This is a genomic window from Streptomyces similanensis, from assembly GCF_039543625.1.
Classification (GTDB): Bacteria; Actinomycetota; Actinomycetes; order Streptomycetales; family Streptomycetaceae; genus Streptomyces; species Streptomyces similanensis.
Genome location: NZ_BAABKC010000011.1, coordinates 161705 through 186512 on the forward strand (window position 1 = coordinate 161705; position 24808 = coordinate 186512).

16 protein-coding genes and 1 pseudogene are annotated in these 24808 nt (G+C 70.6%); 10 read left to right on the forward strand and 7 right to left on the reverse strand.

The window, feature by feature from the left end; genetic code table 11:
- Positions 1–67: 67 nt before the first annotated feature.
- Complete coding sequence (locus ABEB07_RS04050) at positions 68–3871, reverse strand: GH92 family glycosyl hydrolase (protein ID WP_345667039.1); 3804 nt, start codon at positions 3869–3871, stop codon at positions 68–70.
- 474 nt (positions 3872–4345) lie between these two features.
- On the opposite strand from ABEB07_RS04050, the gene ngcE reads away from it, so the two are divergent.
- The 9 genes from ngcE to ABEB07_RS04095 all read left to right on the forward strand — a co-directional run bounded on the left by ngcE (position 4346) and on the right by ABEB07_RS04095 (position 16746).
- Positions 4346–5791 carry an N-acetylglucosamine/diacetylchitobiose ABC transporter substrate-binding protein gene (ngcE, locus tag ABEB07_RS04055; protein WP_176150905.1) on the forward strand — a complete coding sequence of 482 codons (1446 nt, stop codon included), beginning with the start codon at positions 4346–4348 and terminating at the stop codon, positions 5789–5791.
- Positions 5792–5873: 82 nt separating this feature from the next.
- A complete protein-coding gene (locus ABEB07_RS04060; RefSeq protein WP_345667040.1) occupies positions 5874–6800 on the forward strand; it encodes a carbohydrate ABC transporter permease in 927 nt (308 codons plus the stop codon).
- Positions 6801–6802: 2 nt separating this feature from the next.
- Entirely contained in the window at positions 6803–7726 is a 924-nt protein-coding gene (locus ABEB07_RS04065) for a carbohydrate ABC transporter permease (protein ID WP_176150907.1), read from the forward strand.
- A 309-nt stretch (positions 7727–8035) separates the two neighbouring features.
- Positions 8036–9235, forward strand: coding sequence for an ROK family protein (locus ABEB07_RS04070; protein ID WP_164582205.1), 1200 nt, complete (start codon positions 8036–8038; stop codon positions 9233–9235).
- A gap of 134 nt (positions 9236–9369) precedes the next feature.
- On the forward strand, positions 9370–10476 hold the full coding sequence (locus ABEB07_RS04075) for a sugar ABC transporter substrate-binding protein (RefSeq protein ID WP_345667154.1): 1107 nt from the start codon (positions 9370–9372) through the stop codon (positions 10474–10476).
- A 202-nt stretch (positions 10477–10678) separates the two neighbouring features.
- Entirely contained in the window at positions 10679–11470 is a 792-nt protein-coding gene (locus ABEB07_RS04080) for an ATP-binding cassette domain-containing protein (RefSeq protein ID WP_176150910.1), read from the forward strand.
- Positions 11467–12756 carry a sugar ABC transporter permease gene (locus tag ABEB07_RS04085; protein ID WP_345667041.1) on the forward strand — a complete coding sequence of 430 codons (1290 nt, stop codon included), beginning with the start codon at positions 11467–11469 and terminating at the stop codon, positions 12754–12756. The genes ABEB07_RS04080 and ABEB07_RS04085 overlap by 4 nt, the downstream gene beginning before the upstream one ends.
- A gap of 269 nt (positions 12757–13025) precedes the next feature.
- Entirely contained in the window at positions 13026–14954 is a 1929-nt protein-coding gene (gene dxs / locus ABEB07_RS04090) for a 1-deoxy-D-xylulose-5-phosphate synthase (RefSeq protein ID WP_345667042.1), read from the forward strand.
- Positions 14955–15192: 238 nt separating this feature from the next.
- Positions 15193–16746: an amino acid permease gene (locus tag ABEB07_RS04095; protein WP_345667043.1), complete on the forward strand. Its 1554-nt coding sequence runs from the start codon at positions 15193–15195 to the stop codon at positions 16744–16746.
- Between the two features lie 9 nt (positions 16747–16755).
- Here ABEB07_RS04095 and ABEB07_RS04100 read toward each other — a convergent pair whose 3' ends face one another.
- Positions 16756–17136 (reverse strand): PIN domain-containing protein, encoded by a 381-nt coding sequence (locus ABEB07_RS04100; protein ID WP_176150914.1) that lies wholly within the window; start codon positions 17134–17136, stop codon positions 16756–16758.
- Positions 17137–17260: 124 nt separating this feature from the next.
- Between ABEB07_RS04100 and ABEB07_RS04105 the strand changes: the two genes are divergently transcribed.
- Positions 17261–18277: a PLL family lectin gene (locus ABEB07_RS04105; RefSeq protein WP_345667044.1), complete on the forward strand. Its 1017-nt coding sequence runs from the start codon at positions 17261–17263 to the stop codon at positions 18275–18277.
- Positions 18278–18369: 92 nt separating this feature from the next.
- On the opposite strand, the pseudogene ABEB07_RS04110 reads toward ABEB07_RS04105, so the two are convergent.
- The 5 genes and pseudogenes from ABEB07_RS04110 to ABEB07_RS04130 form a co-directional block, all read right to left on the reverse strand.
- Positions 18370–18598: pseudogene (locus ABEB07_RS04110) on the reverse strand (LCP family protein); the annotation flags it as partial.
- A 38-nt stretch (positions 18599–18636) separates the two neighbouring features.
- Positions 18637–20766, reverse strand: a complete 2130-nt coding sequence (locus ABEB07_RS04115; RefSeq protein WP_176150915.1) for a 3-hydroxyacyl-CoA dehydrogenase NAD-binding domain-containing protein — start codon at positions 20764–20766, stop codon at positions 18637–18639.
- Positions 20763–21983, reverse strand: coding sequence for a thiolase family protein (locus ABEB07_RS04120; protein ID WP_345667155.1), 1221 nt, complete (start codon positions 21981–21983; stop codon positions 20763–20765). Before ABEB07_RS04120 ends, ABEB07_RS04115 begins: the two co-directional genes overlap by 4 nt.
- Before the next feature lie 414 nt (positions 21984–22397).
- The gene (locus ABEB07_RS04125) at positions 22398–23693 is read right to left on the reverse strand and encodes a ribonuclease D (protein WP_345667045.1); all 1296 of its coding nucleotides are present in this window, start codon (positions 23691–23693) and stop codon (positions 22398–22400) included.
- Between the two features lie 288 nt (positions 23694–23981).
- Positions 23982–24638: a response regulator transcription factor gene (locus ABEB07_RS04130; protein ID WP_164588795.1), complete on the reverse strand. Its 657-nt coding sequence runs from the start codon at positions 24636–24638 to the stop codon at positions 23982–23984.
- Positions 24639–24808 lie beyond the last annotated feature (170 nt).

The following is a 24808-nucleotide window of genomic DNA, read 5'->3' on the forward strand; positions in this document are numbered from 1 at the left end:
GCGGCTGAGCACGCCGAAGGGGCGGGTCCCGGTGCGGACCCGCCCCTTCGTCACTCGGGAGCGCGCGTCAGGCCAGCAGTTCCACCTCCGCCAGCGTGGCGGCGCCGTCGAACACCAGCCGGTACTTGGTGTAGCCGCCCGGCGAGGCGATAGTGAACGGCCGGGTCTGCTTGTCCCAGGCGAACGACTCGCCCGAGCGCCGGTCCAGTGTCCTCCAGTGGGTGCCGTCCGAGGACGCCTGGAGCGTCCAGCCCGTCGGCGCCTGGGAGTGGTCGGCCGGCGAGGTCAGCGTGTACTGGACGGCCTTGGCGGAGCCGGTCACCGGCAGGTCCACCGTGCTCACCGCCGCCTGGGTCGCCGAAGTGTCGTCGAACAGCGCGCCGTCGCCCTTCAGCACGTCCGCCCGGGGCGTCGGCGCCTTGTCGCCGGTCGTGATCGACACCGGCGCGGCGTTCTTGCCCGTGCCCCACTTCGAGGGCCCAGAGCCCATGGCGAACTCCAGCACGCCGCCCTTGGACAGCAGCGAGTGCGGCAGGTTGGTGGAGTTCCACGCCCGGCCGTTGAACCGCACCCCCTGCACGTAGATGTTCTTCGCGCTGTTCCTCGGGGCCTTGATCACCAGGTCGTGGCCGTTCTCCAGGTGCACGGTCGCCTTGGTGAACAGCGGGGAGCCGATGGCGTACTCGCCGCTGCCCATGACCAGCGGGTAGAAGCCGAGCGAGGAGAACAGGTACCAGGCGGACTGCTCGCCGTTGTCCTCGTCGCCGTGGTAGCCCTGGCCGATCTCGCTGCCGACGTAGAGCCGGGAGAGCACCTCGCGGACCTTCTGCTGCGCCTTGGCGGGCTCGCCGGCCGCGTCGTACATGTAGGTGACGTGGTGCGCGACCTGGTTGGAGTGACCGTACTGGCCCATCCGCACGTCCCGCGCCTCGGTCATCTCGTGGATGACGCCGCCGTAGGAGCCGACGAACTCCGGAGAGGCGGTCTCCGGGGTGGCGAAGTAGGCGTCGAGCTTGTCACCGAGGGCCTTCTGGCCGCCGTACAGGTTGGCCAGGCCCCGGCTGTCCTGCGGGGCGGTGAAGGCGTAGCCCCAGCCGTCGGTCTCCGTGTAGTCGTAGCCCCACACGCGCGGGTCGTACTTCGCGGAGTCCACGCGCCAGTTGCCCTGCGCGTCCTTGCCCTGGAAGAAGCCCGCCTTCGGGTCGAACAGCTTGACGTAGTCCTGGGCGCGGTTGAGGAAGTACTGCGACTCGTCCTGGTAGTGCTTCTGGCCCGTCTTCTTGTAGAGGGCCTCGCCCATCTTCGCGATGCCGTAGTCGTTGACGTAGCCCTCCATCGCCCACGACAGGCCCTCGCCGGTGGCGGTGCTGGTGTAGCCGAGGAAGGGGGAGGTGCTCATGCCCTTGCGGCCGACGCCGGAGGACGGCGGCACCACGGTCGCGTTCTTCAGGGCCGCCTCGTACGCCGCCTTCGCGTCCATCGGGACGCCCTTGACGTAGGCGTCGGCGAAGGCCACGTCCGAGGAGGTGCCGGTCATCAGGTCGGCGTAGCCGGGGGAGGACCAGCGCGAGGTCCAGCCGCCGTCCTTGTAGCCCTGCACGAACCCGTCGGCCATCTCCCCGGCCTGGGACGGCGTCAGCAGCGAGTACGCCGGCCAGGTGGTGCGGTAGGTGTCCCAGAAGCCGTTGTTGACGTACACCTTGCCGTCGACGATCTTCGCGCCGGTGTGGGTGGGGGTGTCCTGGCTCGTCATCGCCGAGAACGGGGAGGCGTACCGGTCCTTGCCGCCGACCTTCTCGGAGCCGGAGTTCGGGTACAGGTACAGCCGGTACATGCTGGAGTAGAGCGTGGTCAGCTGGTCGGGCGTGGCGCCCTGGACCTCGACCTTGCCCAGCAGCTTGTCCCAGGTGCGCTGGGCGCGCGCCTTGACGGTGTCGAAGGAGGCGCCGGCCGGGATCTCCTGGGCCAGGTTGTCCTTGGCCTGGTCGACGCTGATCAGCGAGGTGGCCAGGCGCAGCGTGACGGTGCGGTCCTGGCCCGCGGCGAAGCGCAGGTAGCCCTTGACGCCGGAAGCCGAGCCGTCCGTCACGGGCTTGTCGAAGACGCCGTAGACGAACAGCCGGGTGGCTCCGGTGGACAGCCCGGACTTCACGTCGGAGTAGCCGGTGACGACGCCGTGCTCCTTGTCCAGGGTGAGGCCGGCCTGCTCGGTGACGTTGTCGAACAGCACGCTCGCGTCATCGCCCGGATAGGTGAAGCGCAGGGCGGCGGCGTGGTCGGTCGGGGTCATCTCGGCCTTGAGGCCGTTCTCGAACGTGACGCCGTAGTAGTAGGGGCGCGCGGTCTCGTTCTCGTGCCGGAAGGCGAGGGCGCGGGCGGTGCGGTCGGTGGTCGGCGTTCCGGAGGCGGCGGACGGCATCAGCTGGAAGGTCTGCCGGTCGCCCATCCAGGGGCTCGGCTCGTGGCTCGCGCTGAACGCCTGGATCGTCGGCAGGTTGTCCGTGTTGTTCGCACGCGCGTATTCGTACAGCCAGCTCAGCGAGGACGCGTTGGTCACCGGCGTCCAGAAGTTGAAGCCGTGCGGCAGGGCGGTGGCGGGGAAGTTGTTGCCGCGCGAGAAGCTGCCGCTGGAGTTGGTGCCGCGGGTGGTGAGCGCGTAGTCGGACAGGTGCGCCTTGGGCTTGTCGGGGGCGGCGTGCCGGATCGTCACGTCGTCCAGCCAGCCGCGGAACTTCGCGGGGCCGGCGGGGGAGTCGTAGGCGAGCAGGATCCGGTCGACGGTCTTGCCGGCCGCGACCGAGCCGATGCGCGAGACGACGTTGTTCCACTGGTTGACGTAAAGCGTCTTGGCCGCGCCCTGCGCCTGCGGGGTGAGCCCGAAGCCGTGCTGGTCGGTGGCGCCCAGCCGGCTCAGAGAGGTGCCGTCGGTGAAGACGAGGTCGACGGCGACGTTCGTGGCGTCGTAGTCGCGCTCGCCGTCGGCCATCGACGGGTAGAGGCGGTAGGACAGGGCCGTGTCGCGGTCGACCTTGACGTTCACGTCGAAGATCTTGTTGTACGAGTAGGCCCGGCCCTGGGCGGTGTGCCGGCCGGCGTAGCGCAGGGCGCGCTTGCCGGTGTAGCCGGCGCCCGACTTCGCGGTCGGCGAGCCGCTCGGGCCGCGGTCGACCAGCGAGAGCATGTCCTTCGGAACCGAGCCGTCGCCGTCGCCCGTGGAGAACTGGACGTCGGCGAGCTGGAGTATGCCCGAGGCGCCGTTGTTCCGGGTGACCTCCAGCCGGAAGTGCTGGTACTCGGCCGGTGCGGCCAGGTCGTACGTCTTCGTCTGGAACCGCTCGGCGAAGGTCTCGCCGGTGCGGGAGTCGACGCTCTTCCAGTCCTTGCCGTCCGCGGAGGCCTGGAGGGTCCAGTCCTTGGGGTCCCGTTCGGCGTAGTCGTTGGCGGAGGTGAGGGCGTATCGGGTGATCTTGACGGGTTTGTCGAAGTCGAACTCGACCCAGCCGGTGGACTCGAAGGTGAGCCACTTGGTGCCCGACTCGCCGTCGACCAGGTTCTCCTTGACCTCGCCGCCGCTGGTGTTCTCGTTGCTGGCCCGCAGGTCGGTGACGTGGTCGTCCACATTGCCCGGGATGCCGCTGCTGTAGCCGCCGTCCACGCCGGAGGCCCGCTTGGCGCCGCCGGGCGCGGTGTCGACGGTGCTCAGCCAGTCGGGGGCCGGATCGCCCGTCTCGAACGAGGAGCTGAACTCCCGGCCGGCCGCCGGGGCCTTGCCGGGCAGGGCGATCGCCGCCCCCTGGGATGCTGCGGCCATGACGAAGGCGGCCGTGAGGACGACCGCCGGACTCCATCTGTGCCGTGCTCTGCGTTGCATACGAGGGCACCCTCCCTGGTCCCGAGGCACCGGACAACGTGCCGGACAACGTTGTCAGATTCGGCGCAAGCTCCAGTAGGGAGTCAAGTGACCAGTGGTGTCAAGGGTGTTGGGTGCGGCATTCGGGCGTGAAGTCATGGATATTTCCGTGCGGAGGCCCACAGGCGGCTCATATTTCCGCGAGGTCTCAACTCGGAAAAGACCGACGGGGAACCTTGTGTTCGATCTTGCTCCGCCGCCCGAAAGTGGACTATACCTGTCGGCGTCCGCGAAGCCGTTCTACCTGACGGCGTGCGGTGCCGGGGGGAGCCGGAAAGGTGGTTCGGCGTGCGAAACGCGCCGGCCTCCTTGTTTTCTCCGCGATCCCGGTGGATGACGCACGAAGTACTTCCTGCACGACCCAGCTTGGCCTACCGCGGTGCCGGGGAGGATCCGGTTCACCGCCTGAGTCCTGGAGAAGGCGAGGACTTGCGCATGGGATCCACTTCCGCCGCACACCACGGGGGCGTCGGCCGCCGCGACCTGATCAAGAGGTCCGCGGCCCTGGGGCTGATCTCCGTACCTGCGATGAGCCTCCTGTCCGCGTGCGCCAGCGGTGGCGGCGACGGGCAGGACAAGGCCAAGGCGGGCAAGAAGACCGCGAAGAATCCGCTCGGTGTCAATGACAGCGCGCAGATGGAATTCGTCCTGTTCGACGGCGGTTTCGGCAAGGAGTACGCCGAGGACGCCACGAAGATCTATCAGAAGGACTTCCCCAAGGCGAAGGTGAAGTTCGCCGCCACCCAGAAGATCCAGTCCACGCTCCAGCCCCGCTTCAATCAGGGCAACCCGCCGGACCTCATCGACAACTCCGGCGCCGAGCAGATGGACATGGGCGTCCTGGTCGGCAAGAACCAGCTCGCCGACCTCACCCCGCTGCTGGACGCGCCCTCCTACGACGACCCGAAGAAGAAGGTCCGGGACACGCTGCGGCCGGGCATCGTGGAGATGGGCCAGTTCGACGGCCGGCCGGTGTGGATCCTCTACTACGCCTACACGGTCTACGGCACCTGGTACTCGCAGAAGGCCCTGGACTCGCTGGACGCGACGTACCCCGAGACCTGGGACCAGATGCTCGCGCTGTGCGAGAAGGCCAAGAAGAAGGGCATGGCCGGCTGGACCTACGCCGGAAAGTACCCGTACTACATCCCCTTCTCGCTCTACCCGATGATCGGCAAGGTCGGCGGCCGCCAGGTCCTGGACGCCATCGACAACCTGGAGCCGAACGCCTGGAAGCACCCGGCGGTCAAGGCTTGTTTCGAGGCCTACTACGAGCTGTACAAGAAGGGCTACATCCTCAAGGGCACCCCGGGCCTGGACCACATCCAGTCGCAGACCGCCTGGGCCAAGGGCAAGGCGCTGTTCATCCCGAACGGCTCCTGGGTGGAGAACGAGTCCGCCAACGTCATCCCGGCCGACTTCGACCTCGCCGTCTCGGCCCCCACCGGTCTGGACGGCTCCGACAAGATGCCCTTCGGCACCATCTGGGCCTCCGGCGGCGAGCCCTTCATCGTCCCGGCCAAGGCCGCCAACCAGGCCGGCGGCATGGAGCAGCTGCGCGTCATGCTCAGCGAGGCATCCTCCAAGAACTTCACCGCCAAGGTGAAGTCGCTGTCCGCCTACAACGGCGGCACCGACGGCATCGACCTGACCCCCGGTCTGAAGTCGGGCGTGGCGGCGCTGGAGAAGGCCGGCTCCAATGTGCTGAACCCGCGCATGCAGGACTGGTACGTGCAGCTCCAGAAGGAGAAGATCGGTGTGTCCGGTCTGGGCGAGATGATGGCCGGCCGCGCCACCCCGGCGGAGACCATCAAGAAGATCCAGGGCTTCGCCGACGAGGCGGCCAAGGACACGTCGATCAAGCACTACAAGCACCAGTGAGGGTCCGCCGCCAGGGACCGTCCGGCCGGCGCCGGGCGGTCCCTGGCGGCGCCGTCCGCCCTTCAGATCGGGGTCACCAGCAATGCAGCACGGCAAATACCGGTTCATCGTGGGGTTCCTGGCCCTGCCCCTGGGGCTGTACGCGCTCTTCGTCGTCTGGCCGTTCATCCAGTCCATCTACTACTCCTTCACGGACTGGACCGGCCTGAGTCCCGACTTCAAGATGGTCGGCTTCGACAACTACCAGAGGTTGTGGGACGACGAGATCTTCTGGAAGTCGCTCCAGCACAGTCTGCTGTTCGCCGCGGTGCTGCCGGTGGTGACGCTCAGCCTGGCGCTGTTCTTCGCCTTCATGATCAACGTCGGCGGCCGGCGCCGGAAGGGCGGACCGGTGATCACCGGTGTCCGCGGCTCCGGCTTCTACAAGATCGTCTACTTCTTCCCGCAGGTGCTGTCGATCGCGATCGTCGCCCTGCTGTTCGCTTTCGCGTACAACCCGGACAGCGGAGCGATCAACTCGCTGCTGCGCGGGCTCGGCCTCGACGGCGTGCAGCCGCTCTGGCTGGGCGACCCCAGCCTGGCCCTGTGGTGCGTGATGGCCGTGCTCGTCTGGTCCCAGGTCGGCTTCTTCGTGGTCCTCTTCTCCGCCGGGATGGCCTCCATCCCGGCCGACCTGTACGAGGCCGCGCTGCTGGACGGCGCGGGGCGGGCCACCACCTTCTTCCGGATCACCCTGCCGCTGCTGTGGGACACCGTGCAGTCCGGCTGGGTCTACATGGGCATCCTCGCCCTCGGCGCGGAGTCGTTCGCGGTCGTACAGATCATGACGACCGGCCCGGGCGGTCCCGACTACTCGACCACCGTCATGGTCCTGTACGTGTACCAGAAGGCGTTCCGTGACGGTCAGGCCGCCTACGCCACCACGATCGGCGTCGCCCTGCTGCTCGTCACCCTGGCCTTCGCGGCCGTGGTGATGCGGCTGGGCCGGCGCGAGCGGCTGGAGTTCTGAGCATGAAAACGACCGAGCCCCCCGCCCCCGTACCGGCCGAGTCCGGGACCGCCGTCGCCAAGGCCGGCCCGCCGTCCGGCGCCGCGCCCCGCAAGGCGAAGGAGGGCGGTGTCCTCAACGCCTTCTCGCACGGCATCCTGATCATCTGGGCGATCATGGTGGTCATGCCGCTGGTGTGGGCGGTGATGACGTCCTTCAAGAGCGACGGGGCGATCTTCGGCTCGCCCTGGGCGCTGCCCGACAAGCTGCACTTCGACAACTGGGCGCGGGCCTGGACCGACGCCCACATGAGCGACTACTTCCTCAACACCGTCCTGGTGGTGGGCGGCTCGCTCATCGGCACCCTGGTGCTCGGGTCGATGGCGGCGTACGTGCTGGCCCGCTTCGACTTCCCGGGCAACCGCTTCATCTACTACCTCTTCGTCGGCGGCATGAGCTTCCCGGTGATGCTGGCGCTGGTGCCGTTGTTCTACGTCGTGAACAACATGGGGCTGCTGAACACCATCCACGGCCTGATCCTGGTGTACATCGCCTACTCGCTGCCCTTCACGGTCTTCTTCCTGACCGCGTTCTTCCGCACCCTGCCGGCCTCGGTGGCGGAGGCGGCGTTCGTGGACGGGGCCTCGCACACCCGGACGTTCTTCCAGATCATGCTGCCGATGGCCAAGCCCGGCCTGATCAGCGTGGGGATCTTCAACTTCCTGGGGCAGTGGAACCAGTACATGCTGCCCACCGTGCTCAACACCGATCCGGACAAGCACGTGCTCACCCAGGGGCTGGTCCAGCTGGCCGTCAGCCAGGGGTACAAGGGCGACTGGTCCGGACTCTTCGCCGGTCTGGTGATGGCGATGCTGCCGGTCCTGGCGGCCTACATCATCTTCCAGCGGCAGGTCGTACAGGGTCTGACGGCGGGCGCGCTGAAGTAGCGGCCCGGACCGGCGGCGGCCCCGCCGAACCGTTTCAGCCCTTTTCGCCCTTCGTGCGTCAGCAGCCGCCCCCGGTCCGCCGGGGGCGGCTGCGGCGTGCGTGCGGTCCGCCGACGGCGGGTCCGGGCGCCGACGGGCCCGTCGGCGAGGGGTCCGTAGCACACCCGCGCGGGTGGGTCCGGGCAGGTCCGTGTGCCCCGAAACGGTTCAACCTCTTGACGGGAGGCAACCCGAACGGCTCATCTTAGAGTTCACTTGTTGGACATGGACGGGGCCTCGCCGAAGCGGCCCCGCGCTCAGGAGGTCGTCGTGGAGACTCCAGGGTCGCAGTCATCGCTGCACCGAGCCAACCTGGAGCGGGTCGTACGTGCCGTGCGCCTTGCCGGATCCCTCACGCAGGCGGAGATCGCACGGACCACCGGTCTGTCAGCGGCGACCGTCTCCAATATCGTGCGGGAGCTGAAGGACGGCGGAACAGTCCAGGTCACGCCCACGTCCGCGGGCGGCCGCCGGGCGCGCAGCGTCTCCCTGAGCGGGGACGCCGGCATCGTGATCGGGGTCGATTTCGGGCACGCGCACCTGCGGGTCGCGATCGGGAACCTGGCCCACCAGGTACTGGCGGAGGAGTCCGAGCCGCTGGACGTCGACGCCTCCTGGGTACAGGGCTTCGACCGGGCGGAGGAGCTGGTCAACCGCCTGATCTCGGCCACCGGGGTGGACCGGTCCAAGGTCGCGGGCGTCGGTCTCGGCGTGCCCGGCCCGATCGACGTGGAGTCCGGCACGCTCGGCTCCACCGCCATCCTGCCGGGCTGGGGCGGGATCAAGCCCGCCGAGGAGCTGCGGGGGCGCCTCGGCGTACCGGTGCACGTGGACAACGACGCCAACCTCGGCGCCCTCGGCGAGCTGGTCTGGGGCAGCGGACGCGGGGTGCGCGACCTGGCCTACATCAAGATCGCCAGCGGCGTGGGCGCCGGTCTGGTGATCAACGGCAAGATCTACCGCGGCCCCGGCGGCACGGCGGGCGAGATCGGGCACATCACGCTCGACGAGTCCGGCCCGGTCTGCCGCTGCGGCAACCGCGGCTGCCTGGAGACGTTCACCGCCGCCCGCTACGTCCTGCCGCTGCTCCAGCCCAGTCACGGCACCGACCTGACCATGGAGGGTGTCGTACGGCTGGCCCGGGACGGGGACCCGGGCTGCCGCCGGGTGATCGCCGACGTCGGCCGGCACGTCGGCAGCGGGGTGGCCAATCTCTGCAACCTGCTCAACCCGAGCCGGGTCGTCCTCGGCGGCGACCTCGCCGAGGCCGGTGAGCTGGTTCTGGGGCCCATCAGGGAGTCCGTGAGCCGCTATGCCATCCCCAGCGCGGCACGGCAACTGTCGGTGCTTCCGGGGGCACTTGGCGGTCGCGCCGAGGTGCTGGGCGCGCTCGCCCTGGCGCTGAGCGAAATGGGTGATTCGACCCTTTTGGACGGTGCGCTGACCGTCGCCGCCCCCGCCTTCACTTAGAGAACGGATGGCACCGTTGCCATCTCGTTAAGGATTTACTTCTTGACGTCGCACGTGTGGCCGAGTTGACTTCCTGCCACCTCGGCCGCAACGACGCGGCCTCGTCAGGGAGGTTTGAAGAAGTGAACACGCGTATGCGTCGTGCGGCCTTCGCCGTTGCTGCTGGTGCCATGGCCGTCTCGCTCGCCGCCTGTGGCAGCGCCAAGGAGTCCGGCGACAAGGCCGACGACACCAAGACCGCCGCCGCCAAGGGCGACGACATCACCGTCGGTCTGCTGCTGCCGGAGAACCAGACGGCTCGTTACGAGAAGTTCGACAAGCCGATCATCGAGAAGCAGATCTCGGAGCTGACCAACGGCAAGGGCAAGGTCGAGTACCTCAACGCCAAGCAGGACGCGACCCTCCAGTCGCAGCAGATCGACACGATGATCACCAAGAAGGTCGACGTGCTGATCCTGGACGCGGTCGACTACAAGGCCGTCGCCCAGGGCGTGAAGAAGGCCAAGGAGGCCGGCATCCCGGTCGTGGCCTACGACCGCCTCGCCGAGGGCCCGATCTCCGCCTACACCTCCTTCGACAACGAAGAGGTCGGCAAGACGCAGGGCGAGGCCCTGCTGAAGGCCCTGGGCGACAAGGCCAAGTCCGGCAAGATCGTCATGATGAACGGCTCCGTGACCGACCCGAACGCCGCCCAGTTCAAGAAGGGCGCGCACGACGTCCTCGACGGCAAGGTGAACGTCGGCAAGGAGTACGACACCAAGGAGTGGAAGCCGGAGAACGCCAACACCAACATGGAGGGCGCCATCTCCGCCCTCGGCAAGGACAAGATCGTCGGCGTCTACTCCGCCAACGACGGCATGGCGGGCGGCATCATCACCGCGCTCAAGGGCGCGGGCCTGAAGACCCTTCCCCCGGTCACCGGCCAGGACGCCGAACTCGCCGGCGTGCAGCGCATCGTGGCGGGCGAGCAGTACATGAGCGTCTTCAAGTCGTACCCGCAGGAGGCCCAGACCGTCGCCAAGATGGCCGTCTCGATCGCCAAGACCGGCAAGGTCGACGGCTCGCTGAAGACGACCACCGTCGACAGCGGCACCGAGAAGGGCGTTCCGGCCGTCATCGTCCCCGTCGTCTCGCTGACGAAGGACAACATCAACGACACGGTCATCAAGGAGGGTTACTACACCAAGGCCGAGATCTGCACGGCCAAGTACAAGGCCGCCTGTGACAAGGCCGGCCTGTAGTAACACCTTCGGGCCGCCCCCGCGGCGGCCCCGCTGACCTGCACGGAAGAGCGCGGCCACCGAGCACGCGTCCGTGTCAGCACGTCCGGCGCCCCGCCGCCGACAGCCCCGCAAGCACAACGGCGGGGCGCCGGACGGAACGCACCCCCCTCACTCTTCTTGTTCAACCTCCCGCCGGGGTCAGGCTCAGGCGGCGAAGGAGATGGTTCACGTGTCCGCTACGCCCGTGCTGGCGTTGCGCGGGGTCTCCAAGCGATTCGGTGCCGTCCAGGCGCTCACCGACGTAGAGCTTGAGGTCCACGCCGGAGAGGTGGTCGCCCTCGTCGGCGACAACGGCGCCGGTAAGTCCACCCTTGTCAAGACGATCGCCGGCGTGCACCCCATCGATGACGGTGTCATCGAGTGGGAGGGCAAGCCGGTCTCGGTCAACCGGCCGCACGACTCCCAGAACCTGGGCATCGCGACGGTGTACCAGGACCTCGCCCTGTGCGACAACATCGACGTCGTCGGCAACCTGTTCCTCGGCCGGGAGATCAAGCGCCGCGGAGTCCTGGACGAGGTCGAGATGGAGCGCCGCTCGCGCGAGCTGCTCGAAACCCTGTCCATCCGCATCCCCAGCGTGCGCATCCCGATCGCCTCGCTCTCCGGCGGTCAGCGCCAGGTCGTGGCCATCGCCCGCTCCATGCTCGGCGAGCCCAAGCTGGTCATCCTCGACGAGCCCACCGCCGCGCTCGGCGTCGAGCAGACCGCCCAGGTCCTCGACCTCGTCGAGCGGCTGCGCGAACGCGGTCTCGCGGTCATCCTCATCAGCCACAACATGGCCGATGTGAAGGCCGTCGCCGACAAGGTCGCCGTCCTGCGGCTCGGCCGCAACAACGGCGTGTTCGAGGTCAAGACCACCTCGCAGGAAGAGATCATCTCCGCCATCACCGGCGCCACGGACAACGCCGTGACCCGTCGTGCGGCGCGCACCACAGCGGAGGCTCAGAAGTGAGCATCGACAAGACCCGGACCACGGCCGGCACCGCCGTGGACGCGCCCGCCGCCGCGGCCGACGCGGCCCCCGCCGTCGACCCCCGCCTCCTCGTGCGCGAGCAGGGCTTCGCCGGCTACATCGGCGAGTTCAAGCGCAAGATGCGCGCCGGCGACCTCGGCGCGCTGCCGGTCGTCGTCGGCCTCATCGTCATCTGCGCGATCTTCCAGAGCCTCGACTCGGCCTTCCTGGGCGCGGAGAACCTCAACAACATCTTCGTCGCCATGGTGGCCACCGGCATGATGTCGGTCGGCATCATCTTCGTGCTGCTGCTCGGCGAGATCGACCTGTCGGTGGGCTCCGTCTCCGGCGTCTCCTCGGCGATCATGGCCGTGATGAGCGTGACGCACGGCGTCAACGAGTGGCTCGCCGTCGTCACCGCCCTCGCGGCCGGCGCGGTCATCGGCGCCCTGCACGGCTTCTTCTTCGCCCGGATCGGCGCGCCCGCCTTCGCCGTGACCCTGGCCGGCCTGCTGTTCTGGAACGGCTTCATGCTCCAGATCCTCGGCTCCAACGGCACGATCAACATCGACGGCGACGGCGTCATCGGCAAGCTCACCACGTACTACTTCTCGGACGTGGCCGCCGCTTACCTGCTGGCCGTCGTCGCGGTCGCCGGGTACTTCCTGTCGGCCTTCCTCGGCAACCGCCGCCGCGAGGCCGCCGGCATCCCGTCGCGCCCGCTGAGCGACATCGTGCTGCGCACGGTGCTGCTGGCGATCGCCGCGTTCGGCGTGGCGGTCATCTTCAACCAGTACAAGGGCCTGCCGCTCGCGGTGCTGCTGTTCGCGATCGTCCTGGTCGGCACCGACTTCCTGCTGCGCCGCACCGCGTACGGCCGCAAGGTGTTCGCGCTCGGCGGCAGCGTCGAGGCCTCCCGCCGGGCCGGCATCAACGTCACCCTGGTGCGGGTCTCGGTCTTCGCCATCGCGGGCCTCTTCGCCTCGGTCGGCGGCCTGTTCTGGGCCTCCAAGATCGCGGCCGCCAACCAGAGCGCCGGCTCCGGCGACCTGCTGATGAACGTCATCGCCGCGGCCGTCATCGGCGGCACCAGCCTCTTCGGCGGCCGGGGCCGCACCTGGAACGCGCTGCTCGGTGTGCTGGTGATCACCTCGATCCAGTACGGCCTGGCGCTCAAGGGCATCGCCACCCCGATCCAGTACATGATCACCGGTGGCGTGCTGCTCGCCACGGTCGTCATCGACTCGGTCACCCGCAAGACCCAGAAGTCGGCCGGCCGCGCCTGAGCGACCGCCGCCGCGAGGAGCGTGCCCGGCACCGACACGGTGCCGGGCGCCTTCGCGTCCGGGCCCGCCGCGCGGCCCGTGCGGGCGTGAGGCCGGTCACGGTTCGCGCGGCGGCGGCTCTGGCGTGCCCAGGTCATGGGACCGGCTCCGCGGGGTACAGCCGTTCGCGTGACCTGTGACCCACCGCCCGGACACCGGGCGCCGAGGCGGAACATTAGACTCGACAAGCCCGCCGAAAGCTCGATCAGCTCTACTGCAAGGAGGCACGGGTGCCGCTGCTGACCCGCATCAGGGGACCGCGCGATCTGGACCGGCTCAGCCTGGAGGAGCTGGATCAGCTGGCGGAGGAGATCCGGACCTTCCTGGTCGACGCCGTCTCCAAGACCGGCGGCCACCTCGGACCCAACCTCGGCGTCGTCGAGCTGACCATCGCCCTGCACCGCGTCTTCCACTCGCCCGTCGACAAGGTGCTGTGGGACACCGGTCACCAGTCCTACGTGCACAAGCTCCTCACCGGCCGTCAGGACTTCTCCAGGCTGAAGATGAAGGGCGGCCTGTCCGGCTACCCCTCGCAGGCCGAGTCCGAGCACGACGTCATCGAGAACAGCCACGCCTCCACGGTGCTGGGCTGGGCCGACGGCATCGCCAAGGCCAACGAGGTCCTGGAGCGCGACGCGCACGTCGTGGCCGTCATCGGCGACGGCGCCCTGACCGGCGGCATGGCCTGGGAGGCGCTCAACAACATCGCCGAGGCCAAGGACCGCCCGCTCGTCATCGTCGTCAACGACAACGAGCGCTCCTACGCGCCGACCATCGGCGGCCTCGCCAACCACCTGGCCACCCTGCGCACCACCGACGGTTACGAGCGCTTCCTGGCCCGCACCAAGGACATCCTCGACCGCACCCCCGTCGTCGGCCGGCCGCTGTACGAGACGCTGCACGGCGCGAAGAAGGGCCTGAAGGACTTCATCGCCCCGCAGGGCATGTTCGAGGACCTGGGCCTGAAGTACGTCGGCCCGATCGACGGCCACGACATCGAGGCCCTGGAGTCCGCGCTGATGCGCGCCAAGCGCTTCGGCGGCCCGGTCATCGTGCACTGCCTCACCGAGAAGGGCCGCGGCTACCAGCCCGCCCTCCAGGACGAGGCCGACCGCTTCCACGCCGTCGGCAGGATCCACCCCGACACCGGCCTGCCCATCGCCACCTCCGGCGCCGACTGGACCAGCGTCTTCGGCGAGGAGATGGTCAAGCTCGGCAAGGAGCGCAAGGACGTCGTCGCCATCACCGCGGCCATGCTCCAGCCGGTCGGTCTCGACAAGTTCGCCAAGGCCTTCCCCGACCGGGTCTACGACGTCGGCATCGCCGAGCAGCACGGCGCGGTCTCCGCGGCCGGCCTCGCCCACGGCGGCGTCCACCCCGTCTTCGCCGTCTACGCCACCTTCCTCAACCGCGCCTTCGACCAGGTGCTGATGGACGTGGCGCTGCACAAGTGCGGCGTCACCTTCGTACTGGACCGGGCCGGCGTCACCGGCACCGACGGCGCCTCGCACAACGGCATGTGGGACATGTCCGTCCTCCAGGTCGTGCCCGGCCTGCGGCTGGCCGCCCCGCGCGACGCCGACCAGGTCCGCGCCCAGCTGCGCGAGGCCGTCGAGGTGGACGACGCCCCGACCGTGGTCCGCTTCTCCAAGGGCGCCGTCGGCCCCGCCGTGCCCGCCGTGGGCCGCGTCGGCGGCATGGACGTGCTGCGCGAGCCCGGCACCGACACCCCGGACGTGCTGCTCGTCTCCGTGGGCGCGCTGGCGCCCATGTGCCTGGAGATCGCCGCCCTCCTCGACAAGCAGGGCATCTCGACCACCGTCGTCGACCCGCGCTGGGTCAAGCCCGTGGACGAGGCCATGGCCCCGCTGGCCGAACGGCACCGTGTGGTCGTCACCGTCGAGGACAACTCCCGGGTCGGCGGAGTCGGCTCGACGATCGCGCAGGCGCTGCGCGACGCGGGCGTCGACGTGCCGCTGCGCGACTTCGGCATCCCGCCGCGCTTCCTCGACCACGCCTCCCGCGCGGAGGTGATGGCGGAGATCGGCCTCACCGCGCCGGACATCGCCCGCCAGGTCACGGGTCTGGTCGCCAAGCTCGACGGCCGCTTCGAACGCCCCTCCACCGCGGCGGAGACCCCGCAGCCCGCGCACGACTGACCCCGCGCCGGACCGCCCACGGCCGTCTCACCCTTTCCGGTGGGGCGGCCGTTGCGCGTGGCGGCCGCACCCCGACCGCCGCGGCGGGCCGCCGGCCGGCCCGGCCGAATCCGTCGGTTGCCACGGGTGGCGGAACCGGCGCGGCTGCGTGAACCTGCCAGTGCGGGGGCATACGCATCCCCAGCCCTCTCGATCATGTCGAGCCAGGTCGAGGACGACGCGCGTGGGAGGTAGGCCCGTGAGCAATTCGCTGTTCCGGACGAAGGACGTCGAACAGTCGATCCAGGACACCGAGGAACCCGAGCACGCGCTCAAGAAGTCCCTCTCCGCCCTCGACCTGACCGTCTTCGGCGTCGGCGTCATCATCGGCACCGGCATCTTCGTCCTCACCGGCACGGCCGCCAAGAACACCGCCGGCCCCGCGGTGGCCCTGTCCTTCGTCGTCGCCGGTGTCGTCTGCGCGCTCGCCGCGCTGTGCTACGCCGAGTTCGCCTCCGCCGTCCCCGTCGCCGGATCGGCGTACACCTTCTCCTACTCCTCGCTCGGCGAGTTCCCCGCCTGGATCATCGGCTGGGACCTGGTGCTGGAACTCGCGCTCGGCACGGCGGTGGTCTCCGTCGGCTGGTCGGGTTACATCCACTCGCTGCTCGACAACGCCGGCTGGCACCTGCCCGGCTACCTCGCCGGCCGCGACGGCGCCCACGGGTTCGGCTTCGACATCCTCGCCGCCGCCCTCGTCCTCGTCCTCACCGCCATCCTCGTCGTCGGCATGAAGCTGTCCGCACGCGTCACCACGGTCGTCGTCGCGATCAAGGTGGCCGTCGTGCTCGTCGTGATCATCGCGGGCGCGTTCTTCGTCAAGGGCGGCAACTACCACCCGTTCGTCCCCCAGTCGGAACCGGTCCCGGCGGGCGGCAACCTCAAGGCCCCGCTCATCCAGCTGATGTTCGGCTGGGCGCCCTCCAACTTCGGCGTCATGGGCGTCTTCACGGCCGCCTCCGTCGTCTTCTTCGCCTTCATCGGCTTCGACGTCGTCGCCACCGCCGCCGAGGAGACCCGCAACCCGCAGCGCGACGTCCCGCGCGGCATCCTCGGCTCCCTGGTCATCTGCACCACGCTCTACGTCGCCGTGTCGATCGTCGTGACGGGCATGCAGAAGTACAGCAAGCTCTCGGTGGACGCCCCGCTCGCCGACGCCTTCAAGTCCACCGGGCACCCCTGGTTCGCCGGCCTGATCAGCTTCGGCGCCGCCGTCGGCCTGACCACGGTGTGCATGATCCTGCTGCTCGGCCAGGCCCGGGTCTTCTTCGCGATGAGCCGCGACGGCCTGCTGCCCCGGTTCTTCTCGCACACCCACCCGCGCTTCCGCACCCCCTACCGCCCGACGATCCTCCTCGGCGTCGTCATCGCGATCGTCGCGGGCTTCACCAGCCTCAGCGTGCTGGCCGAGCTGGTGAACATCGGCACCCTGTTCGCGTTCGTCGTGGTCGCCATCAGCGTGATCATCCTGCGCAACACCCGCCCCGACCTGCCCCGCTCCTTCCGCACCCCCTGGGTCCCGGTCGTCCCGATCCTCTCGGTGTGCGCCTCGCTGTGGCTGATGCTGAACCTGCCGGCCGAGACCTGGATCCGCTTCGCCATCTGGATGGCGATCGGCTTCGTCGTCTACTTCGTCTACGGCCGCACCCACAGCCGCCTCGCGGAACGCGAACGGGCGGCGGGGAAGACCCCGGGACCGCCGGGCGCGACGGGACCGGGCACGACCGGCACGGGCGGCGGGGGACGGGCGTAGCGGCGGGCCTCAGCCGCGTACCGCCCGGGGGCCGGTGACGTCGGCGCCCAGCTCCGTGACCCGGCGCCGCAGCTCGCGGTCGGCCGTCACCACCACGACGGCCCGGCCGCCGGACCGTTCGACCAGACGGACGATCAGATCGTCCCCGCTGCCGTCCGCCGCCTCCACCCGCACCCCCGCGACCGGCTCCACCCCGCGCGCCGCGCCCTCCACCACCAGCACGATCTCCGCCCGTTCGGCCAGCCGCGGCACCCCGTCCGCCGCCAGCCGGTCCCGCAGCCGCTCCGCGGCCCCGCGGCGGTCGCGCCACCAGCCGTCGGGCACCGAGCCGACGGTGTTCGCACCGTCCACGATCACGAGCAGGGCGGGGTCCTCGGCGCTGGCGTCCATGGGCTCAGGGTAGGCCGCCCGGCCGCCCCGGCCCCGCCCGGGCGGAGCGCCCGCCGCGCCCGCCGCGAGCCACGGCAGGGGGGCTGGGGACGGGCCCGGCGCGGGCGCGGCTTAAGGTGTTCCGGTGAACGGCGACTGGCTCATACGCGGGCGTGACGGCCTGCTCAGTGTCTACCTGCCCGCCGGGGACGCCCTCCTGTGCCGGGCCGAGCGTCTGCCCGGCGGCTCCTGGGAGACGGCCCGCACGGTGGGCGGCGACGGGAAACTCCTCGCGGGGGCGGCCGTCGGCCAGGGCGCCGACCGCTACGCCCATCTGGTCGCCTGGCGGCAGACCGGGGCCGGAGAGGCCGACCTCGTGCACTCCACCCACTACCGGCCCCGGCTCGCGCCCCTGGACTGGCAGCCGATCGGGCACCCCAACAAGAAGGGCGCCCGCACCGCGACCCCCGCCGTGGCGGTCGACGCCCGGGGCCGCGCCCATGTGTTCGTCCTCAACCGGGGCGGCGGGGTGAGCATGCTGGCCCAGAAGGAGACGGGCGGCTGGGGCGCCTGGTGCGACCTGAAGGGCCGGAGCGTCCAGGACGGCATGGCGGCGGTCACCGGCGAGTCCGGCCGCGTGGAGCTGTACGCCGCGGCGCCCGGCACGCTGCTGCACTGGCGTCAGGAGGAGGCCGGGGAGCAGCCGGTCCTGGCCGAACGCCTGGAGACCTCGGTGCGTCCGGGCACCCTGCACGCCCTGGCCACCTCCGCCGAGGAGACCACGCTGTTCTACACCGACGAGTCGGGCGACCTGTGCGCCTGGCGGCCCGGCGGCAAGCCGGTCACGGTGCTGCCGGCGGCGGGCCCCGGCCCGGTCGCCGCGCTGCGCTGCGAACTGGACGGCCACGACTGCACGTTGCTGGCCCAGCGCACCGAGGGCGGCCGGGTGGCGTTCGCCGCCTACCCCACGCAGGAGGAGTCGGCGGGGGCTTGGTGGACCGAGTCGGGGCCGCTGCTCGCCGCGGACGCCGAGGCGGGGCTCGTCACGGACGCCGACGGCCGGGTCACCGCGGCCACGCTGTCCCCCTCCACCGGCCGGCTCCTGCTCGCCCGCCGCAAGAACGAGCCGGGCCTGGCGCTGGAGGCCTGGCGAGAGGTGTGAGCCACGGCGCCCGCCCGGGCGGGGCCTCCTGTCCGTGAGCGTGGCCCTCCGGGCCGGGGGCTTCCCGTCCGTGGGGTGTCGCCCGCCGGGCCCTTGTCGTACGCCACCGGCGGCATGACCGTCTCCATGGTGGCGGGGTCGATGCCGTCGAGGCTGCGCCCGAACTCCGTCGGCTTGGTGAGCGAGGCGAGGTCGGGGTCGGTGGTGAGGGCCGAGGTGAGCTGGTCGGCGATCGTGCAGGTCCTGCTTCTTGATCTCGCTCAGCAGGGCCGGCATGGACTGCTGCTGGAGCCCGGCGCCCGGCAAGGGCGAAGAGGGCCCCCGCCGAAGCGGGGGCCCTCTCACGAGGCGGGGGAGTGTTACGCCGGGACGGACGCGACGCCCGGCTCCAGGAACCGCTTGCCGTTCACCCGCTCCGAGACGCCCTCACGGTCCAGGTACGGCGTGATGCCGCCCAGGTGGAAGGGCCAGCCGGCGCCGGTGATCAGGCACAGGTCGATGTCCTGGGCCTCGGCGACGACGCCCTCCTCCAGCATCAGACCGATCTCCTGCGCCACCGCGTCCAGGACGCGGGCGCGCACCTGCTCCTCGGTCAGGACGGTGTCGCCCTGCTTCAGCAGCGCGGCGACCTCCGGGTCCAGCTCCGGCTTGCCGCTGTCGTAGACGTAGAAGCCGCGCTTGCCGGCCTCGACGACCGCCTTGAGGTTCGGGGAGACCGTGAAGCGGTCCGGGAACGCCGTGTTGAGCGTCTCCGAGACGTGCAGGCCGATCGCCGGACCCACCAGCTCCAGCAGCACCAGCGGGGACATCGGCAGGCCCAGCGGCTCGACCGCCTTCTCCGCCACCTCCACCGGGGTGCCCTCGTCGATGACGTTCTGGATCTCGCCCATGAAGCGGGTCAGGATGCGGTTGACCACGAACGCCGGGGCGTCCTTGACCAGTACCGCGGTCTTCTTCAGCTTCCGGGCCACCGCGAACGCGGTCGCCAGCGACGCGTCGTCGGTCCGCTCGCCGCGCACGATCTCCAGCAGCGGCAGGATCGCGACCGGGTTGAAGAAGTGGAAGCCGACGACCCGCTCGGGGTGCTTCAGCTTCGACGCCATCTCCGACACCGACAGCGACGAGGTGTTCGTGGCGAGGATCGCGTGCGCCGGGGCGACCGCCTCGACCTCGGCGAACACCTTCTGCTTGACGCCCATCTCCTCGAAGACCGCTTCGATGATGAAGTCGGCGTCCGCGAAGCCCTCGGCCTTGTCCAGGACGCCGGTCACCAGCGCCTTGAGGCGGTTGGCCTTGTCCTGGTTGATCCGGCCCTTGCCCAGCAGCTTCTCGATCTCGGCGTGGACGTAGCCCACACCCTTGTCGACGCGCTCCTGGTCGATGTCCGTGAGGACGACCGGCACCTCCAGGCGGCGCAGGAACAGCAGCGCCAGCTGCGAGGCCATCAGGCCCGCGCCGACCACGCCGACCTTGGTCACCGGGCGGGCCAGGTTCTTGTCCGGCGCGCCGGCGGGGCGCTTGCCGCGCTTCTGCACCAGGTTGAACGAGTAGATGCCGGCGCGCAGTTCGCCGCCCATGATCAGGTCCGCCAGGGCCTGGTCCTCGGCGTCGAAACCGGCCTGGAGGTCACCGTCCTTGGCGGCGGCGATGATCTCCAGGGCGCGGTAGGCGGCCGGGGCCGCGCCGTGCACCTTGGAGTCGGCGATGAACCGGCCGCGCGCGACGGCCTGGTCCCAGCCCTCGCCGCGGTCGATCGCCGGACGCTCGACGGCGATCTCGCCCTTGAGGACGGCCGCCGTCCAGATCAGCGACTGCTCCAGGAAGTCCGCGCCCTCGAACAGGGCGTCGGCGATGCCCAGTTCGTAGACCTGCTTGCCCTTGAGCTGACGGTTCTGGTTGAGGCTGTTCTCGATGATGACCGAGACGGCCTTGTCCGCGCCGATCAGGTTCGGCAGCAGCGCGCAGCCGCCCCAGCCGGGCACCAGGCCGAGGAAGACCTCGGGCAGGGAGAACGCCGGGAGGGCCGCGGAGACCGTGCGGTAGGTGCAGTGCAGGCCGACCTCGACGCCGCCGCCCATCGCCGCGCCGTTGTAGTAGGCGAAGGTGGGCACGGCGAGCTGGGCCAGGCGCTTGAAGACCTCGTGGCCGCCCTTGCCGATGGCGAGCGCGTCCTCGTGCCGCTTCAGCAGCTCGACGCCCTTGAGGTCGGCGCCGACCGCGAAGATGAACGGCTTGCCGGTGACGCCGACGCCGGTGATCTCGCCGTCCGCGGCCTCCTTCTCGACCTGGTCGAGGGCGGCGTTCAGGTTCGCCAGCGACTGCGGGCCGAAGGTGGTCGGCTTGGTGTGGTCGAAGCCGTTGTCCAGCGTGATGAGCGCGAAGCGGCCTACGCCCAGCGGCAGGTCGAAGTGGCGTACGTGCGCCTGGGTGACGACCTCGTCCGGGAACAGCTCGGCCGCGCCCTTCAGGAGTTCAGCGGTGGTGCTCACTTGTCGCCTCCGTCGAAGTGCGGGTTCTCCCAGATGACCGTCGCGCCCATGCCGAAGCCGACGCACATGGTGACCAGGCCGTAGCGGACCTCGGGCCGCTCCTCGAACTGGCGGGCCAGCTGCGTCATCAGGCGGACGCCGGAGGAGGCCAGCGGGTGGCCGAAGGCGATCGCGCCGCCGTACTGGTTGACGCGCTCGTCGTCGTCCGCGATGCCGTAGTGGTCCAGGAAGGCCAGGACCTGGACGGCGAACGCCTCGTTGATCTCGAACAGGCCGATGTCCGAGATGGCGAGGCCCGCCTTGGCGAGCGCCTTCTCGGTGGCCGGGATCGGGCCGTAGCCCATGACCTCCGGCTCCACGCCCGCGAAGGCGTAGGAGACCAGGCGCATCTTGACCGGCAGGCCGTTCTCGCGGGCGAAGTCCTCGCTGGCGATGACGGAGGCGGTGGCGCCGTCGTTCAGACCGGCCGCGTTGCCCGCGGTGACCCGGCCGTGCACGCGGAACGGCGTCTTGAGGCCGGACAGGTTCTCCAGCGTGGTGCCCGGGCGCATCGGCTCGTCGGCGGTGACCAGGCCCCAGCCGGTCTCACCGGCCTCCGGGCTGGTGCGGCGCACGGAGATCGGCACCAGGTCGGCCTGGATCTTGCCGTTGGCGTACGCCTTGGCGGCCTTCTCCTGGGAGCGCACGGCGTACTCGTCGGCGCGCAGCTTGGTGATCTGCGGGTAGCGGTCGTGCAGGTTCTCCGCGGTCATGCCCATGAACAGAGCCGACTCGTCGACCAGCTTCTCGCTGACGAACCGCGGGTTCGGGTCGACGCCCTCGCCCATCGGGTGCCGGCCCATGTGCTCGACACCGCCCGCGATGGCGACGTCGTACGCGCCGAAGGCGACGGAGCCGGCGACCGAGGTGACGGCGGTCAGCGCGCCCGCGCACATGCGGTCGATGGAGTAGCCGGGCACCGTGGTGGGCAGGCCCGCGAGGATGCCGGCCGTGCGGCCGATGGTCAGGCCCTGGTCGCCGATCTGGGTGGTGGCGGCGATGGCGACCTCGTCGACCTTCTGCGGGTCGAGACCGGGGTTGCGGCGCAGCAGCTCCCGGATCGCCTTCACGACGAGGTCGTCGGCGCGGGTCTCGTGGTAGATGCCCTTCGGGCCCGCCTTGCCGAACGGGGTGCGGACGCCGTCGACGAAGACGACGTCCCTGACGGTATGAGGCACGATGGCTCTCCTCCAGGGTGCGGGGTGGCACTGCTGCGGCGCGCGGATGCTGAGCGCGCGCTCAGCGCTCATGCTACTCGTGGGTAATGTGCCTGCCCAGTCCCTCCGCCGGGAGCGGCGAAGGTCACACTCCGTGGCGGCCTCTTGCTCACCCGACTCGGCAGGTGAGGTCCCGCCCCGGGGCTTCGCCCCCTTCGCCCGCCCACCCGCCCGACTCGGTAGGGATCAAGACCCCGCCCTCGGGGCTCCGCCCCGGACCCGGGCGGGGGCTCCGCCCCCTGCACCCCTGGGACCCTCGTCCACCCAGCCATCCAGCTCGGCGGGGATCTGGACCCCGCCGCCGGGGCCCCGCCCCGCACCCCGGCGGGGCGCTTCGCCCCCGGGTTCCGTAAGGCTTCGCCCCCGGTGTGGGGGCTAGGCGATCGTGCCCTCGCCTCTCAGGGCGGTGACCAGGGACGGAGTCACCTGTTCGATTTGCCAGGGGCGGGCGCCCAAAGTGGTCAGGGTGGAGGTGATCGTGTCGTGGTCGGCCGGCTTGGGGGGTTCCCAGCACAGGCGGCGGACGGTGTCCGGGGAGACGAGGTTCTCCTGGGGCATGTTCAGCCGCTCGGCCAGCGCGGTGACGGCGGCGCGGGCGGCGGAGAGCCGGGCCGCGGCGGCCGGGTCCTTGTCGGCCCACGCCCGCGGCGGCGGGGGACCGGTCACCGGCTGGCCCGGCTGCGGCAGCGCCGACTCGGGCAGGGCGCGGGCCCGGTCCACCCCCGCCTGCCACTGCTCCAGCTGGCGGCGGCCGACGCGGTGCCCGAAGCCGTTCAGCGCGGCGAGCGCGTGCACATTGGCCGGAAGGGCGAGGGCGGCCTCCACGATGGCCGCGTCCGAGAGCACCTTGCCCGGCGACACGTCCCGCCGCTGCGCGATCCGGTCCCGGGTCTCCCACAGCTCCCGCACGACGGCGAGCTGCCGCCGCCGGCGCACCTTGTGCATCCCGGACGTACGCCGCCAGGGCTCCTTGCGGGGCTCGGGCGGCGGCGCGGAGGCGATGGCGTGGAACTCCTGCAGGGCCCACTCCAGCTTGCCCTGCCGCTCCAGCTCCTTCTCCAGCGCGTCGCGCAGGTCGACGAGGAGTTCCACGTCGAGGGCGGCGTAGCGCAGCCAGGGCTCGGGCAGCGGCCGGGTGGACCAGTCGACGGCGGAATGGCCCTTCTCCAGCACGAAGCCGAGCACGTTCTCGACCATCGCGCCGAGTCCGACCCGGGGGAATCCGGCGAGCCGGCCGGCCAGCTCGGTGTCGAACAGGCTGGTGGGCACCATGCCTATCTCGCGCAGACACGGCAGGTCCTGCGTGGCGGCGTGCAGCACCCACTCGGCGCCGGACAGCGCCCCGCCGAGGGCGGAGAGGTCGGGGCAGGCGACGGGGTCTATCAGCGCCGTCCCGGCCCCCTCGCGGCGCAGCTGCACCAGATAGGCGCGCTGGCCGTAGCGGTAGCCGGAGGCGCGCTCGGCGTCCACGGCGACGGGGCCGGAGCCGGCGGCGAACGCCGCGACGGCCCGGTCGAGCGCGTCGGCGTCGGCGATCACGGGCGGGATGCCCTCGCGGGGTTCGAGCAGCGGAGTCGGCGCCCCCGTGTCAGAAGTTCCGCCGTCGTCCGGAGGGGCGCCTCCGGTGGTTCGCAGTGAGCTGTCTGCTGCGGTTTCTTGGGCGTCGGTCACCTGTCAAGGGTATCCGTGGATGGACGGCGCCCGCCGACGGAACGTTCCGTCGACGGGCGCCGGGGGGTCGTAAACCGGTCAGGTCGGTGACCCGTGCGGTTCACGGCCGGAACGGGCGGGACGGGGCCGGCGCCTCATGGGGACAGTGCGCGGCGGGGCGGTGGGGCGGGACGGCGGACATGTGGCGAACGGATGACGGAGGGCGGGCGGACGGGTGAGGGAGGGCGGCTCTACGGCGTGTCGGCGCCGGTACCGGCAATCGGGTGGGGGCGGGGAGGAGCGGTGGGATCAGTGGATGATGCCGGTGCGCAGGGCGACGGCGACCATTCCCGCGCGGTCTCCGGTGCCGAGCTTGCGGGCGATCCGGGCGAGGTGGCTCTTGACGGTCAGCGCCGACAGTCCCATCGAGACGCCGATCGCCTTGTTCGACTGGCCTTCGGCGACCAGCCGCAGCACCTCGACCTCACGGCCGGACAGCTCGCGGTAGCCGCCCGGGTGGCTCGGGGCACCCGGGGGGCGGCGGTGCAGCCGGGCGGCGCCGAGGGGGGCGGTGCCCGGTCTGGCGGGGAGTCCGACGTTGGTGCGGGTGCCGGTGACGACGTAGCCCTTCACACCGCCCGCGAGGGCGTTGCGCACGGCGCCGATGTCGTCGGCGGCGGACAGGGCCAGGCCGTTGGGCCAGCCGGCGGCGCGGGTCTCGGACAGCAGGGTGAGCCCGGAGCCGTCGGGCAGGTGGACGTCGGCGACGCAGATGTCGCGCGGGTTGCCGATGCGGGGGCGGGCCTCCGCGACGGACGACGCCTCGATGACGTCGCGGACTCCGAGCGCCCACAGGTGACGGGTGACGGTGGACCGGACGCGCGGGTCCGCCACGACGACCATGGCGGTCGGCTTGTTCGGGCGGTAGGCGACCAGGCTTGCGGGCTGCTCGAGGAGAACGGACACCAGGCCTCCTGGGGGGTGGGGGGCGGGGCCGGCTTGCGGGGGTCAAGCCGGTACGAACCGTGCTTGCAAGGTCACAGTCGTTTTCGGCACCGAAGCAGTTGTCCTTTAGAGAATGATCACGATCTGGTGAGTAACAATGCGAGCAATTCGGACAGACTGTCGATCATCCG

What these genes read in the sequence shown, in the direction of transcription:
- ABEB07_RS04050 (WP_345667039.1), bottom strand. Translation starts at nt 3,871, where the DNA reads ATGCAACGCAGAGCACGGCACAGATGGAGTCCGGCGGTCGTCCTCACG.
- ngcE (WP_176150905.1), top strand. Translation starts at nt 4,346, where the DNA reads ATGGGATCCACTTCCGCCGCACACCACGGGGGCGTCGGCCGCCGCGAC.
- ABEB07_RS04060 (WP_345667040.1), top strand. Translation starts at nt 5,874, where the DNA reads ATGCAGCACGGCAAATACCGGTTCATCGTGGGGTTCCTGGCCCTGCCC.
- ABEB07_RS04065 (WP_176150907.1), top strand. Translation starts at nt 6,803, where the DNA reads ATGAAAACGACCGAGCCCCCCGCCCCCGTACCGGCCGAGTCCGGGACC.
- ABEB07_RS04075 (WP_345667154.1), top strand. Translation starts at nt 9,370, where the DNA reads ATGCGTCGTGCGGCCTTCGCCGTTGCTGCTGGTGCCATGGCCGTCTCG.
- ABEB07_RS04080 (WP_176150910.1), top strand. Translation starts at nt 10,679, where the DNA reads ATGGTTCACGTGTCCGCTACGCCCGTGCTGGCGTTGCGCGGGGTCTCC.
- ABEB07_RS04100 (WP_176150914.1), bottom strand. Translation starts at nt 17,136, where the DNA reads ATGGACGCCAGCGCCGAGGACCCCGCCCTGCTCGTGATCGTGGACGGT.